The following is a 15017-nucleotide window of genomic DNA, read 5'->3' as shown; positions in this document are numbered from 1 at the left end:
CTGGTGTTTTGAGAAGGGAAAATATTGAAACTTCTAAAGCGGCCGTTCGTATAAAAGAGTGAATCAGCTTGTATACGGAGGTTCGTGAAATGAACGATAAGAAAAAACAAGCTTTTGAACAGCTTTTCAGCACTTTAGACGAAAGACATGAAATAAACGGCGCTGTATTGGCAGCGGAAAACGGCCGCATCTTATACCAGGGTTCATTCGGCGCTGCAGAACTGAAAACAAAGAGGATGCTGAATGACCAATCGGTCTTTGAATTGGCCTCAGTATCCAAGCCGTTTACAGCTTTAGGCGTTATCATTTTAGAGCAGCAAGGGAAGCTGCGTTATGACGATATGATAGAGCGGTGGCTTCCTGATTTTCCTTATCCGGGCATTACCATTCGTCATTTACTCCATCATACGTCAGGATTGCCGGACTATATGGAGTTGTTCTTAACACATTGGGACCGGGACAGAATTGCCGTTAATCAAGATGTGATCAATATGCTTAAGCAGCATAAGCCGGAAGCTTATTTCCCGCCGGGCAAGGAGTGGCTTTACAGTAATACGGGGTATGTGGTGTTAGCGGTTATGATAGAAATTGTATCAGGCATGAGTTTTGCTGAATTTATGAAACAAGCCGTATTTCAGCCGCTTCGTATGCACGATACGCGGATTTATAACAGAAGGCTGAGTAAAGAAAACATTCCGAACTATGCATATGGCTATGTGTATGATGTTCATTCCGGAGAATATGTGCTGCCGGATGAACTTGAGGAAACCGATTATGTCGTCTTTCTTGACGGGATTCAAGGTGACGGAACCGTTAACTCCGCTATTAGAGATTTATATCTGTTTGATCAGGCTCTTTATACAGAAGAAATCATCAGCAAAGAGTCTAAAGATCAAGCGTTTACACCGGGCTATTGGAATGAAGAAGAGCAATTCGGATACGGATTTGGCTGGATGATTCAAAACAGCCGGCAAAAAGGGAAGGTTATCAGTCACGACGGAGGCTGGCCGGGCTATTCAACTCTGATGATCCGGTATATTGACCAGAACAAAACATTGATTTATCTAAGCAATATGGAACAATCGTATCAATTTGAACAAGCTGTGATTGCCGCGGCTGTAAACATCTTATTTGATCAGCCATACGTGATTCCGAAACGTCCGGCAGATCAGAAAAAAGCAGATATCGATCCTGCGATTTACAGCAGATTTACCGGCAATTACTCATTTCAGGATGACACACATGCATCGGTGGCGGTAAAAGAAAACCGATTGTATCTTACAATAGACGGGCAGACACCATTCGAATTATTCCCAATGACGGAAACCCGCTATTTTGTCAGGGCGCTGCCGCTTGAAATTGAATTTGCAGGTGATAAAGCACACAGAGCCCCGCATTTTGTTTTATATCAGGACGGCACAGAAGAAACGGCTGTGCGGATAGATTGAGTGACATGCAAAACAAAACCGCCGTCCTGAGAAGACGGCGGTAATAGAAAGGTCAAACCCCTTTGATGACGCGAAATTTTCTTTTCGGATCTGACATAAATATAGAAGAAAAAATCATAGCTCCGAGCATTGTGATGTATTCCATATAAAGCGAAACTTCTGCCAAAACCAACCCCGCAATCATTAAAACAGCGCCCAATACCACCGCAAAAACCTTCGTTTTCATGATGAGTTCCCCCTATTATCTGATAATTGAATTATACTGCATCTCCATTAATGTGTACATTTTGTGAACAATTTCACCTGATGAAAGGCAATAAAGAGAGATTTGAAGAATTAGGAGAAATGACAGGCCATCTTTTTGTTTTACTGAAGAAACGAAAGGGAAAGTGAAAAATCAAAAAGGCAAAGGAGTTCTTGAAATGAAAGCGAGACTATTTTTATTCAGCATGTTTCTCCTGATCCCCGTTCTGGCGCTTGCCGGATGCAACAGCCAATCTTCAGGAGGAAGCGAAAAAGCGAAAGACAAAGAAACGCACTCTCACGAAGACATGAATCACTCAGGTTCATCCGAGGTGCCGAAAGGTTTAAAGAAGGCCGAAAATCCGACTTATAAAGTCGGCAGTGACGTCATGATTTTAGCTTCTCATATGAAAGGCATGAAAAATGCACAAGGAACCGTAAAAGGTGCTTATGATACAACGGTTTACAGTGTATCTTACACTCCGGAAACGGGAGGAAAGCGCGTCGAAGATCATAAATGGGTCATTCAGGAAGAGCTGAAGGGCGCCGGTGATAAAACGTTAAAACCGGGTGACAAGGCTGTGATCGAGGCATCCCATATGAAAGGCATGAAGGGCGCCGAAGCCGTTATTGATTCAGACAAAAAGACAACCGTTTATATGGTCGACTATACACCGACTGACGGCGGCCAAAAAGTAACCAATCATAAATGGGTGACAGAAGACGAGCTTGCTGCCGCAAAATAAAAAGACCGCAAAAGCCGAAGGAACTCCTTTGGCTTTTTTGCGGTCTCACATTTATGCGGATTTTCTTTTCAAAGCGGGTCTCGTTAAAGAGAATACAGCTAACGCGACAGCGATAATGACAATCAAACCTCCGCACCAGGCTGTTGCTGTGACAGAACCGGTTTGTCCGATCACGCCGCCGCCGATGGCTGACCCGAGCGCGATGCCGATCTGCAAAGCGGACGTGTTGAAGCTTTGCTGAATATCGGAAGACTCAGGCGCAATTTTGATTAAATAGCTTTGCTGCGCCGGCGCAAGGCTCCAGCTGAGCAATCCCCAGATCACCATCGCAGGCAGGAAAATGATTAAAGAAACCGTTGTCAGCGGAAGAATAAACAGGATCAGAGCGAAAGAAACGGTCACAAGCATGATGCTTTTAAATGCTCCTAAACGGTCATACAGCCAGCCTCCGAACGGGCCGCCGCATACCGCTGACAGACCGAACAAAAAGTAGCATACACTGACCCAAACGGAACTCAAATGAAGCGTTCTTTCCAAAAAAGGCGCAAAGTAGGCATAGAGTGTGTAATGCCCCGCCAATGTAAACAAGGTGACAAGATGTGCGCTGGCAATTTTGGCGGACCCGATCGTCTTGATCTGCTCACGAAACGGAATCATTTTTTCAGCAGGTATTTTTTCAAAAAAGACGCTGATAATCAGCATGGAAACGAGAGATAATACGCCGATTCCCAAGAACAGAACACGCCATCCGAAGGCATTGCTGATGATAATGCCGACAGGCACGCCTAAAGCGATTGCGGAGCTGAACCCCATGAAAATGATGCCGATCGCCCGCGCTCTGTATTCAGGCGCCACGATTTTAGGAGCAATCGTTAAAGAAAGGACGACAATCAGCCCTGTGCTCATAGAAGCGAGAACCCGTGACACCATAAGTACGGCGAAATTGGGACTGAAATAAGCGACCAGATTACTTAGGAAGAAAATAAACAGTGCGATTAAATAAAGCCGCTTTCGTTCAGCCTTTGCCGTCACTGCCAAAAGCAGCGGGCCGGATACCGCGTAACCGAGCGCAAACACGCTGATCAGCTGCCCCGCGCTGACGATGGATATATCTAAGTCGGAAGCGATTTGCGGAAGAATACCGCCCACAATTAATTCAACCAATCCGACTGCGATGGTAGATGCTGCAAGCAGAAATACTTTGAAATTCATGTACAGATACTCCTTTTTTTATTTTTTAGAAAATAAAAAATCCTGATTACAAAAAGTGTACGGGACAATTTTTGTAATCAGGATTTTACGGTTCCTGGTAGACACCCTCAAACCATATCATTGAGGTTATACAATGTATGCAATATTCGGTTGTGTCCGTTTCTGCAAAAAATTCTACCATAATAGTGAGGGAGATTCCATAGAAAATTCGAGGAAATCCTTTCAATTTCAATATCGGCGGCTGTAACGTCATTGATGAAGCAGGGAAAAAAATTTATGATAACCGTAAGGAGTCTATACAGATCAAACATTATACAGCCGGAGGAAACCGATGAATAAGTACGAAAAAATCGCCAACGAAATGAGAAAGAGGATTAAAAGCAGTGTATATGACATAGATCAGCCGATCCCGGATGAAAAGACGCTCGCTGCGGAGTTCGGGTGCAGCCGGATGACGATGAAGCGGGCGCTTGATACACTTGCGGCTGAAGGGATGCTTTTCAGAAAAAGAGGGCACGGCACGTTTATCATTCAATCAGCCATGCAGGATGAGCACGTTCACGTAGTCAGCAACGAAATTCTCGGCTTGAGCAATTTGTTAAAAGGAAAGAATATCAAGAGCAAGGTCATTCGGTTTGAAGTGCAGTTTCCGTCTCAAGATGTCGCCGCACATTTGGCCATCGATGAAAAGACTCCCGTCTATTATGTAGTAAGGCTCAGAATTGTTGAAGGCGAACCGTACGTTCTTGAAAAAACGTACATGCCGGCGAGCCTTATACCCGGCATTAATGACGAGGTGCTCAACCATTCCATCTACGATCATATTACGCGGGAACTCCAGCTCAAAATCGCAGGCTCACACAGAAAAATCAGAGCGTGCAAGTCGGATGATATCGATCAGCAACATCTCGGCTGCCGGCCGGATGACCCGATACTTGAAGTCGAGCATGTAGGCTTTTTGGACAACGGCACTCCCTTTGAATATTCATTTTGCCGCCACCGTCATGACAAGTTTGTTGTGACCTCAGTCAATATAAAACGTTCATAAAAGCGCCGAAGAGTGAGAGAAAAACTCACTCTTTTTTTGTTGCCGCTGATTTACATCTTCGTTTCTTTTATGTTATATTACCCAATGATAGAATCATCCTACAAATTTCAGAGGTGTTTTGATGGAGATATCCAAAACAAGCAGACTGTCGCTCGTAGAACAAGTGGTGACGCAAATTGAATCGTTAATTCAATCGGATAAATGGCCGGTCGGGACGCGCATTCCCCCTGAGCTGGATTTAATGAAGCAATTTGATGTGAGCCGAAACACATTGCGTGAGGCCATTCGGGCGCTCGTACATGCCGGCCTGCTTCAGACAAGGCAGGGGAGCGGTACGTATGTCAGCTCATCCAGTGTTCTCGGCGCGGCATTTTACCGCCATATTAAAAAATCAAATTTGCTTGAAACATTAGAAGTCAGATACGCACTCGAAAGGGAAGCTGCACGATTGGCGGCGGAAAGGCGTAATGACGAAGACCTGAAAGCACTGAAGGCATGCTTGGATGAATGTGAAGCGGCCTTGCAAAATGAAGATCGAAAACGGTATGCCGAAGCCGACATTAAGCTGCACAAAACCATTGTACAGGCGGCCCATAACAACATGCTTTCTGATCTATACGAGCATATGACGGAGGCGCTTTGTGCGTCAGTCCATAACCTGTTGGAAATCACCCCTGCTATCCGGATCCACACCCAGCTTGCCGCCGCGATTATCGGACAGAAACCGGATCAGGCCATGGAGGCCGTCAACCAATACATCACAGTATTTAAAGATACAATACACATGGAGGATGAACATGAAAATTAAAGACGAACATCAAATTCTGCAAGCAAGTCAGCGTAAAAAACTGATATTGCTGGTCATCGGAGTCATATTGATAGGGGCCAACCTCAGAGCGCCTCTGACATCGGTCGGGCCGCTCGTTTCCTCAATTCGGGACAGCCTCGGCATGACCAATGCGGCTGCCGGCACCATTACGACAGTGCCGCTTTTGGCCTTTGCATGTCTGTCACCGTTTGTTCCTTTATTGTCCCGGCGTTTCGGGACCGAGATTGTGTTACTGTCATCATTAATTGTCCTGACAGCCGGAACTCTGCTGCGCTCCATCGCCGGAATCGGCACTCTCTTTTTCGGAACGATCCTGTTGGGATTGTCGATCGCCGTATGCAACGTCCTGCTGCCAAGTCTCATTAAACATAAGTTTCCCGGAAATTTAGGCATCATGACCGGCGTCTACTCGGTTTCTATGAATCTGTGCGGCGCGATTGCATCCGGCATCAGCGTGCCGATCGCCTCTTCAGCGGGGTTAGGCTGGAAAGGCGCGCTCGGCTGCTGGGCTATCCTTTCTTTCATTGCGTTCGTCATGTGGATTCCGCAAATGCGAGGACGCGAACTGCCCGTCCGCACGACTGGGACAAACGGAGAGAAGAAGAGCAGTCTGCTGCGGTCTCCGCTTGCTTGGAAGGTGACGATGTTCATGGGGCTGCAATCCCTTATTTTTTACACCGTCATCGCTTGGCTGCCGGAAATTCTTCAGCAGAATGGTCTCAGCTCAAGTAAGGCGGGATGGATGCTTTCATTAATGCAATTCTCAGTCCTGCCGATTACTTTTATCGTGCCGATCGCTGCCGCTAAAATGAAAAATCAGCGCGCACTCGCCGGACTGACGGCTTTATTTTTCCTTATCGGCATTGCCGGCGTTCTTTTCGGAAGCCCGGCGCTCACTCCGCTATGGGTCATTTTGATCGGAATTGCGGGAGGATGTGCGTTCAGCTTGGCGATGATGTTCTTCAGCCTGCGGACCCGGCATGTTCATGAAGCCGCGGCGCTTTCCGGCATGGCTCAGTCATTCGGATACCTGCTTGCCGCGTTCGGGCCGCTCGTATTCGGTTTGCTGCATGACATCACGCACGGCTGGACGGTTCCGTTATTCATGCTGATCGCAGTCTCCGTTCTGATCTTTATTTTCGGAGTCGGAGCGGGAAAAGCAGAACAGATCAAAACAGCATAAAAAAACAAAGGGCCCGCTTAGGGTCCTTTGTTTTTTATTTGAAAAGCTGTCTCAGGCCGTCAAGCTGTCAGTTTTAAGCCGATGACACCGATGAGGATAAGCCCCAGAGACACCAATTGTGACAGGTTGAATTTTTCTTTAAACCAAAGTATGCCCACGGCCGAAACGCCGATGCTTCCCATGCCGGTCCAAGCCGCATACGCGACACCTGTGGGAAGAACCTGCATCGCTCCGGAAAGGCAAAAGAATGAAAGCATAAAGCCTGTTACCATGACAATCAGCGGCCACTTTTTTTTAAAACCGTCAATATGTTTCATGGCAACGGCCGCTACAACTTCCTCCGCTCCGGCAATAAATAACAGCAGCCATGCCATTAATGTTCACCCCTTGTTTCAGTTTCTTTCGTAAATACCTTCATTCCTAAAATGCCGGACAACAGCAAAGCCAAAAAGAATATTTGCCCGATTGAAAACGATTCGCCTAAAATGACGCCTGTTACATATGTGCCGACGGTGCCTATTCCGACAAAAACGGTGTATGCGGCAGCCATCGGAATTTTTTTATAAGAGCGGATCAGCATCAGAAAGCTGACGGCAATCAGAAGGAAAATACCAATCCAATCAAAGAGCGAATCCGCATGCTTCAGGGCGGACGCCCAAACTACTTCTAACAGTCCGGCTATCAATACAAGCAGCCAATACATGATACAGTCACCTCAGTTAGTTATGAATGAATGTCAGTCATTTTTGCAGCAGTCAAAAATGATCGGTCTCCGCCAATCATTTCTGCAAGCTTCTTTTGAGAAAGCTGAATATTTCTTTTTTATATACTTCGAGATCGACATCCTGTTCACAGCCGATATAAAACCGTTCAGCCGCGTTCTCGACAACGTTGATAATCGTTCTGGCCGTCCATCTGACATGAATGCCGCTGTGGACCTCACCCTGTTCAATGGCCGTATTAATCACGCCTTCCAGCCAGGAATAATAAGGCTGATAAATGGCTTCCCATTTCTCCATTGAATGATCGATGGCAAGACCGGAATAACAGAGAACGATAATATCTTTATGAAGCCGGGTGATGTGAAATGTCTCATCTACCAAAATGTCCAGCAACGTCCAAAAATCTTCAGAACCGTCCGTTTTCCCTTTTATCCTGTCCAGCGTATTGTCGAGCAGGTTTTCTGCAATCGCGGATATCAGTGCGTTTTTAGAAGAAAAATATAAGTAAAACGTACCTTGGGCCGTTCCGGCTTTTTTGACGATTTCTGAAATGGATGCTTTGTCTAATCCTTTTTCAGAAATGACTTCAATCGCGGCTTGCAGGATCTTTTCGTATTTTCCCGAGCTTTGTTTTGCCAATAGAGGGGTTCCTCCTTTTATGAATGACTGTCATTCATTTTATCGCATGTTCGCTTTTTTGTCATCCTTTAAAATAAAAATACCGGAAAGAAGACCATACTTCTTTCCGGCATTCGTCATTTATCACTGTCGATCATAGCCTTCGGCAGTCCTGTATATTTTGCCCAGTAATAAATACCGAGCGAACCGATGGCGATCAGAATCAGGTCAAGCGGATTGCTGATAATGCCCAATCCGTGGCCGAACGAGCCGAGATAGGAGAAAATCAGCATCATGACATAAAAGCCGACGATCCACCATGCTGATTTCAGCTGCTGGCGTATGCTGACATCATCTTTGGGAGCATATTTACTGAAACAAAGATAGATCAGAAACATGACAATTTGAGAACCGAGAAGCCAGGATACGGTGCGCCATCCGGACCAATATACAATATAAGAGGTAAAAATAAACGACAGCGGTCCGATGATGCTCATCCCTTTTAAATAAAACGGTCTGTTAATATTCTTCGCGTTGACTCTCAGCGCCGCAGAAGAAATCGGCGCAATCGCATAAGACAGAATCAATGCGACGGAGCATACGTTGACAAGAGCGTTCCAAGAAGGGAACGGAAGCGTCCAAAAAACAGCCAGACCGAACGAAAGCCAAAGGGAGGCACGCGGTGTCCCGGTTTCTTTATTGACTTTAGAAAAAATGCTGAATAATGTTCCGTTTCTGGCCCAGGCATAGACGAGACGTGATGTCGTATTCATAAAGATATTTCCGTTACCGCCCGGTGATAAAATCGCATCTAAAATGACCAATGTCGCCAGCCACCCCAAACCGAGCAAAACGGCGATATCTTTGAACGGAAGGGAGAATTCAGTCCCGATAGCCGGCCATCCGTGTTTCAAGGTATCCGCCGGGATCGCCCCGATAAAAGTGAGCTGCAGCACGGTGTAAATAATAGTAGAAACGATAATACAGACAATCAATGCGATCGGAATGTTCCGCTTCGGATTCTGCACTTCACTCGCGACAGCCACAATCGGATGCAGCCCAAGGTATGCAAACATGACGCCGCCTGTGGAAATCGCGGCCTGAATTCCGGTGAAACCAAAAGGCGCGAATCCGTGAACGGTCATATTGCCTGGATGAAAATGAAAAATCAGTACCACAATTACCGTAATCGGTACGACATATTTAAAAATCGAAATAATGAAGTTTGCTTTCGCAAAGGTTTTGACACTCCAGTAATTGAGGAGGAAGAACAGGCAGAGCAGCGCAAATTGCAATATCCACCCGGCAATTGTCGGAGAATCGGAGCCTTTTACGGTCAAACCGGGAAACCAATACGCCACGTATTGGCGGACGGCCGTGACTTCTATAGAAATAAGACTCGTGTATGCCACAATGGTGACAAAGGAAATTAAATATCCGACCAGGTGTCCGTGTGAATATACGGGATACCGGATAATTCCCCCGGTCCGCGGCAGCGCGGCGCCCAGTTCCGCATAAACCAAGCCGATCAATAAGATGATTCCCCCGCCGATCAGCCAGGAAAAAACGCCTGACGGGCCCGCTTTAGAGGCGACGTTACTGACGGCAAACAGCCATGCCGAACCGAATATGGCTCCCATGCCGATTAAAATAAGATCAAAAAGTGACATAGTTTTCTGGAAGTTTCCTTGCTTAGACATTCGCTGCCTCCTTAGAAAAGACATTGTTCTCTTTACATAATTCCCATTATCATTCAAACATACCCAGCCGGCCGGCTGGAAAATTAGGACAACTTTCGAAACGAAGTATGTACAGCAATGTGCTCACATTATAATAACGGCCGTATGGCAAGATCTCCCGGCTTATATTCCCCGTTTTAAACACATTCAAACCTCATATTCAGAAAAACAAAAAACGCCCGAAACAGGCGTTTTTTGTTACAAGTTCATATCTTTCAGTCCGGGGCTGTGCTCATTCGGAAGCTCGGGAAGTTCCGGCACGGGGAAACCTTTAGGAGGCTCGGACACACTTAATTCGCCGCCGTTTCGGCTCGGCGTCGTTCCCTGCAGAATTTCTCCGATCCGTGTCGGATCCAGTCTGAAATTAAATTGGGTATTATGATAACCCATCTCAACGAATTTCCGGCATTCCGGGTATTTTTCAATATCATAATTCGGAACGGGAAATAATTTGCCCCATTCGACACCCAGTGTTTCCAACGCTTTTGTAAATGCATTTTGATGGGCGTTGTCACGGACGATCAGAAAACCGAGTGTTTCTCTGAACGTCTGATTTGAACTCATTTCATAAATGCGCGTCTTTTGCAGCACGCCGGTTGATTCCAGCACGACATTGTCCAATAAATCGGAAATCAGGTTCCCGTGGTTGTATACCCAAGACCCGTTCCATGGATTGCCGCCGGCGTCTACAGGAAGAGAACTTTGCGCCCCGATGATAAAATGGTGCGGATTGGCGTGTTTCACTGCTTCGTCAAGCGGCGCCTGATCTGCTGCCTGATTTCCAGGGCCCTCAGCGCCGCTTTCATCTAGCAGCGCATTGATCGTACTTTGGACGAGTTCAACGTGTGCGATCTCTTCTAAAAATACACCGCGAAGCAGGTCACGGAACTGTTTTTCTTTTCCTCTGAAATTAGAGCTTTGGAAAAAGTATTGCATCATCGTCCGCATTTCTCCGTAGTGCCCGCCTAAAATTTCCTGAAGCACCTTGGCTGCGGCCGGGTCCGGCTTGTCCGGTTTAATGATATTAATCAGCTCTTCTTTGTAATAATACATAAACAGCGCCCCCTGAAAGAAGTTTTCGGTTCTTCTGTTAGTGTCTTTGCAAAGTCAGTTTTTATGTATCGGCATCAAAAAAAGGACGGAAACCGTGTCCGTCCTTTTGTGTTAAGCCTCAACCGCCCCGCGAAGTTTCGTGTTGACAAGCCCGTTCCATCCTTGATCCATCGTACTGTGAATCTCGGAGCTTTTCCGATTGACTTTATTGATAACGGCTTCCGGCTCTTTCCATCCGCCGTGAATGAGAGTGAATTCCGTATCTCCGCTTTCCGTTTCCTTTAAGACAAAAGAAACGATCCAGCCTTCCGTATCCCACGAAAAAGAAAGGCGGTACGGCGCTTCAATATCCAGCAGCTTGCACGGAGACGGACCGAACGGAGATTCCAGCTGAAACTCACTGTCTTCTTGAGGTGTGAAATCATTCGGCATAAACCAGAGAGACAGGCCGTCCGCAGTGGAGACCGTATCCCAGACAACTTGTATCGGCGCCTTGAAAACGGCGGTATGAATAATGTCCGGTAATGGCTGATTGCCGCTGTTGTTGTTTTTGTTATCATTGTTTTGTTTATCAGACATGCTGCGTAACCACTCTTTCGCTGTTTTTACTTTTGATCATACTACACGGGGCAGGACATTTGAAATCAAATCAAACTTATTTTATGCTTTTCCAAAGGCATTCAATTCATTTTAAGGAGACGTAGTGATGACAGATCAATTTAAAGCGTTAGTAGTCGATCAACGTGAAGACCGGTTTTCAGTCAGCGTACGGGAGCTGGCGGTTCAGGACCTTCCCGAGGGTGAAGTGCTGATTAAGGTTTGCTACTCAGGGGTGAATTATAAAGACAGCTTGGCTGCCATTCCTGACGGCAAGATTGTAACGTCGTATCCTTTCGTGCCGGGAATTGATTTAGCGGGAATCGTCGTTTCCTCAGATGACGCCCGTTTCAAAGAGGGGGACAAAGTCATTGCGACAAGCTACGGCATAGGTGTTTCCCGCTTTGGCGGTTATAGCGGGATGGCCCGCATTCCGGCTGATTGGATCGTGCCGCTGCCTGAAGGTCTGACACTTAAAGAAGCCATGACGATCGGAACCGCCGGCTTCACTGCCGCATTGTCCGTCCAGCGTCTTGAAGAAAACCATGCCGCTCCTGAAAAAGGGAAGGTGCTGGTGACGGGAGCGACAGGCGGCGTCGGAAGCTTTGCCGTCTCCATTCTTTCAACCTTAGGTTACGAGGTCGAGGCCAGTACGGGAAAAGAAGACGAAAGCGGCTATTTGAAGAGCCTCGGAGCGAAGACGGTCATTCACCGTGATGAAGTGTATAACGGTACGTTAAAACCGATGCAAAAACAAAAATGGGCAGCGGCCGTCGATCCGGTCGGAGGTGAGCCGCTTGCTTCAGTTCTCAGCCAGATTCAGTACGGCGGATCAGTTGCTGTGAGCGGATTGACAGCGGGAACGAAACTCCCGGCTACAGTCTTCCCGTTTATATTGCGCGGCGTCAGTCTCTTGGGAATCGATTCCGTATTCTGTCCGATGGAGACTAGAAAGAAAACATGGCAGCGTTTAGCTGATGACTTCAAGCCTGCAGATCTGGAGGCCTTTATTCAAAAGGAAATTACACTTGAAGAGCTGCCGGATACGCTTCCTGCCCTTTTAAAAGGAGAAGCGAGAGGAAGAACGATTGTTACAATAAACGAAGAATAAATCAAAAACCCCCAACTGCTGATTGGGGGTTTTCAATATATAATCAATTATTGATTACAATCGGGGTAATTCATTGAGCATGTTACAAAAATGCATTAATGAAAAACGTAAATTGATTATGTTTGGGTATGTTTTATAAAATTTTCTGAAATATTTATTGACTGAAAGCGCTTTTAAAATTATGATAATAACATAAGTGCCAATAATATCATTATAACTTAACTACAAAGTAACTATAAAGTAACAATTTGGCGAGGGGGGAGAGCGAATAATCACTATAAATGATAACGCTTTCGGAGTATTTTCTTCTTATATAACTGTTTTGGACGGTCAGAACTTGTATGCAGACGTTATAGGTGTAAACGTTGATAACTGAATATTCCGATATTATCTCTGTGTAAAAACTAGGAGGATTTGAAGATGAATAAAAATAGCAGCCAGCATTCATTTTTGAGAACCATCATTTTAGTATCGACGTTCGGGGGTCTACTTTTCGGCTACGATACCGGTGTAATTAATGGGGCGCTGCCGTTTATGGCGGAAGCTGATCAGCTTAATCTTACCGCTTTGACTGAAGGGATGGTGGCGAGCTCCCTGCTCTTGGGGGCTGCGATCGGCGCGGTTTTCGGTGGGAGATTGTCGGACTATAACGGCAGACGTAAAAATATCCTTATTCTTGCCGTTTTGTTCTTTGCAGCGACGCTTGGATGTACACTGGCGCCTAACGTATCGGTTATGATCATCTCTCGTTTTCTGCTGGGGCTTGCCGTCGGGGGAGCATCCGTAACCGTTCCGGCATATTTGGCTGAAATGTCGCCGGCGGAAAGCCGAGGGAGAATGGTTACCCAAAATGAATTGATGATTGTAACGGGCCAGCTGCTTGCCTTCACGTGTAATGCTATCATCGGCAATGTGCTTGGTGATACCTCTCACGCTTGGCGTTATATGCTCGTTATCGCGGCCCTTCCGGCGGTATTCTTGTTTTTCGGTATGCTGAAAGTTCCTGAAAGTCCGCGCTGGCTGGTTTCTAAAGGAAGAAAAGAAGATGCTCTGCACGTTCTCCGGCGAATAAGGAATGAAGAGAAAGCGAAGTGTGAGCTCGCTGAGATTGAATCTGCTTTTCATAAGGAAGCTGAGATGGAGCAGGCCACCTTTAAGGATCTTGCCGTTCCGTGGGTGCGCCGCATTGTGTTTATCGGGATCGGAATTGCGGTAGTGCAGCAGCTCACCGGCGTGAATTCAATTATGTATTATGGAACTCAAATTTTAAAAGATGCCGGTTTCGAGACAAAAGCCGCATTGATCGGCAATATCGCTAACGGTGTGATTTCAGTGCTCGCAACTTTTGTGGGAATATGGCTTCTCGGTAAAGTCGGCCGCCGCCCGATGCTGATGACGGGGCTGATCGGAACGACTGCGGTGCTGCTTTTGATCGGAGTTCTGTCTGTCGTGCTGAAAGGATCGCCTGCTCTTCCTTATGTGGTTCTTTCATTAACAGTCACTTTCCTTGCGTTTCAGCAGGGGGCTGTCTCTCCGGTGACCTGGCTGATGCTGTCGGAGATATTCCCGCTTCGATTGCGGGGACTTGGTATGGGGGTCACTGTCTTCTGCCTCTGGATCGTGAACTTCCTTGTGGGTTTAACTTTTCCGATCCTGCTCGCAAACATCGGTTTGTCTGCAACCTTCTTCATTTTTGTCCTGTTAGGGGTAGCGTCCGTTATATTTGTGAAAAGGTTTCTTCCGGAAACGAAAGGTCTGTCGCTCGAACAGCTTGAACAAAACTTTCGTGCTTATGAAAAAACAGATCGTAATAGCGCAGAAGCTGAGGTGAGCGGGTAATCTGAATAGACGCGGGGTTCCTAGGAATCCTGCTTTTTTATTTATTATATAGAAGGGAATAATAAGTGAGAAAAAAGTTCCGTAAAAGTGTTGACCTAATTTAAAGTGCGTGGTATATTATTAAACGTCGCTGATGAACAAAGCGATAACGACAAATGAGAAAATGATCTTTTGAAAAAAGACTTTACAAATTCTCAAAAACGTGTATAATAAACGAGGTCGAGAAAAAGACTTCGAAAAGAAATAAAAAAACGCTTGACATCATAACTGATTGGTAGTATGATAGTTAAGTCGCCTGATAAGCGCCCGTAGCTCAATTGGATAGAGCGTTTGACTACGGATCAAAAGGTTAGGGGTTCGACTCCTCTCGGGCGCGCCAATTCAAACGCGGGTGTAGTTTAGTGGTAAAACCTCAGCCTTCCAAGCTGATGTCGTGAGTTCGATTCTCATCACCCGCTCCATTATAATGATCTTTGAAAACTAAACAAGACAAAACGTACCTGTTAAATCAAAGTTTTAAATAAATCGCACAGCAATGTGCGTAGTCAGTCAAACTACTTTATCGGAGAGTTTGATCCTGGCTCAGGACGAACGCTGGCGGCGTGCCTAATACATGCAAGTCGAGCGGA

General features: G+C 46.2%; 15 protein-coding genes, 2 tRNA genes, 1 rRNA gene and 1 riboswitch. Of the genes, 10 read left to right on the top strand and 8 right to left on the bottom strand.

Annotation, left to right across the window (positions count from 1 at the left end):
• Positions 1–89: 89 nt before the first annotated feature.
• Positions 90–1448, top strand: a complete 1359-nt coding sequence (locus HWY38_RS12550) for a beta-lactamase family protein (protein ID WP_224181949.1) — start codon at positions 90–92, stop codon at positions 1446–1448.
• A 52-nt stretch (positions 1449–1500) separates the two neighbouring features.
• Here the strand turns inward: HWY38_RS12550 and HWY38_RS12545 are convergent, their stop codons facing one another.
• Positions 1501–1674: a hypothetical protein gene (locus HWY38_RS12545; protein WP_224181948.1), complete on the bottom strand. Its 174-nt coding sequence runs from the start codon at positions 1672–1674 to the stop codon at positions 1501–1503.
• Between the two features lie 196 nt (positions 1675–1870).
• Here HWY38_RS12545 and HWY38_RS12540 point away from each other — a divergent pair, with 196 nt between their 5' ends.
• Positions 1871–2437, top strand: coding sequence for a YdhK family protein (locus HWY38_RS12540; protein ID WP_224181947.1), 567 nt, complete (start codon positions 1871–1873; stop codon positions 2435–2437).
• Between the two features lie 51 nt (positions 2438–2488).
• Here the strand turns inward: HWY38_RS12540 and HWY38_RS12535 are convergent, their stop codons facing one another.
• Positions 2489–3649 carry an MFS transporter gene (locus HWY38_RS12535; protein WP_224181946.1) on the bottom strand — a complete coding sequence of 387 codons (1161 nt, stop codon included), beginning with the start codon at positions 3647–3649 and terminating at the stop codon, positions 2489–2491.
• Positions 3650–3703: 54 nt separating this feature from the next.
• Positions 3704–3803: riboswitch (purine riboswitch) on the bottom strand.
• Between the two features lie 177 nt (positions 3804–3980).
• On the opposite strand from HWY38_RS12535, the gene HWY38_RS12530 reads away from it, so the two are divergent.
• The 3 genes from HWY38_RS12530 to HWY38_RS12520 all read left to right on the top strand — a co-directional run bounded on the left by HWY38_RS12530 (position 3981) and on the right by HWY38_RS12520 (position 6709).
• Positions 3981–4697, top strand: coding sequence for a GntR family transcriptional regulator (locus tag HWY38_RS12530; protein WP_224181945.1), 717 nt, complete (start codon positions 3981–3983; stop codon positions 4695–4697).
• Between the two features lie 121 nt (positions 4698–4818).
• Positions 4819–5505 (top strand): FadR/GntR family transcriptional regulator, encoded by a 687-nt coding sequence (locus HWY38_RS12525; RefSeq protein WP_007609773.1) that lies wholly within the window; start codon positions 4819–4821, stop codon positions 5503–5505.
• On the top strand, positions 5495–6709 hold the full coding sequence (locus HWY38_RS12520; protein WP_012116961.1) for a CynX/NimT family MFS transporter: 1215 nt from the start codon (positions 5495–5497) through the stop codon (positions 6707–6709). The genes HWY38_RS12525 and HWY38_RS12520 overlap by 11 nt, the downstream gene beginning before the upstream one ends.
• A 59-nt stretch (positions 6710–6768) precedes the next feature.
• Here HWY38_RS12520 and HWY38_RS12515 read toward each other — a convergent pair whose 3' ends face one another.
• From HWY38_RS12515 to HWY38_RS12490, 6 genes are all read right to left on the bottom strand, one after another.
• The gene (locus HWY38_RS12515; protein WP_003156024.1) at positions 6769–7083 is read right to left on the bottom strand and encodes a DMT family transporter; all 315 of its coding nucleotides are present in this window, start codon (positions 7081–7083) and stop codon (positions 6769–6771) included.
• Entirely contained in the window at positions 7083–7412 is a 330-nt protein-coding gene (locus HWY38_RS12510) for a DMT family transporter (protein ID WP_003156023.1), read from the bottom strand. Before HWY38_RS12510 ends, HWY38_RS12515 begins: the two co-directional genes overlap by 1 nt.
• A 76-nt stretch (positions 7413–7488) precedes the next feature.
• Positions 7489–8070, bottom strand: coding sequence for a TetR family transcriptional regulator (locus HWY38_RS12505; RefSeq protein WP_044803144.1), 582 nt, complete (start codon positions 8068–8070; stop codon positions 7489–7491).
• Between the two features lie 116 nt (positions 8071–8186).
• Positions 8187–9749 carry an APC family permease gene (locus HWY38_RS12500; protein WP_007409293.1) on the bottom strand — a complete coding sequence of 521 codons (1563 nt, stop codon included), beginning with the start codon at positions 9747–9749 and terminating at the stop codon, positions 8187–8189.
• A 237-nt stretch (positions 9750–9986) separates the two neighbouring features.
• A complete protein-coding gene (locus HWY38_RS12495; protein WP_032873144.1) occupies positions 9987–10841 on the bottom strand; it encodes a manganese catalase family protein in 855 nt (284 codons plus the stop codon).
• 111 nt (positions 10842–10952) lie between these two features.
• Positions 10953–11420 carry an SRPBCC family protein gene (locus tag HWY38_RS12490; protein WP_224181944.1) on the bottom strand — a complete coding sequence of 156 codons (468 nt, stop codon included), beginning with the start codon at positions 11418–11420 and terminating at the stop codon, positions 10953–10955.
• A 127-nt stretch (positions 11421–11547) separates the two neighbouring features.
• Between HWY38_RS12490 and HWY38_RS12485 the strand changes: the two genes are divergently transcribed.
• The 5 genes from HWY38_RS12485 to HWY38_RS12465 form a co-directional block, all read left to right on the top strand.
• Positions 11548–12549, top strand: a complete 1002-nt coding sequence (locus HWY38_RS12485) for an NADPH:quinone oxidoreductase family protein (RefSeq protein WP_007409291.1) — start codon at positions 11548–11550, stop codon at positions 12547–12549.
• Positions 12550–12969: 420 nt separating this feature from the next.
• Positions 12970–14388, top strand: a complete 1419-nt coding sequence (locus HWY38_RS12480; protein WP_174738628.1) for a sugar porter family MFS transporter — start codon at positions 12970–12972, stop codon at positions 14386–14388.
• Between the two features lie 302 nt (positions 14389–14690).
• Positions 14691–14767 (top strand) — tRNA-Arg (locus HWY38_RS12475).
• 8 nt (positions 14768–14775) lie between these two features.
• Positions 14776–14849, top strand: a tRNA-Gly gene (locus HWY38_RS12470).
• Positions 14850–14947: 98 nt separating this feature from the next.
• Positions 14948–15017, top strand: a 16S ribosomal RNA gene (locus HWY38_RS12465); the annotation flags it as partial.

It is taken from the genome of Bacillus sp. KS1 (genome assembly GCF_020075515.1).
Lineage (GTDB): Bacteria > Bacillota > Bacilli > Bacillales > Bacillaceae > Bacillus > Bacillus velezensis.
The sequence above is the reverse complement of the archived record's forward strand: the minus strand, read 5'-3'. Positions and strand labels throughout refer to the sequence as shown.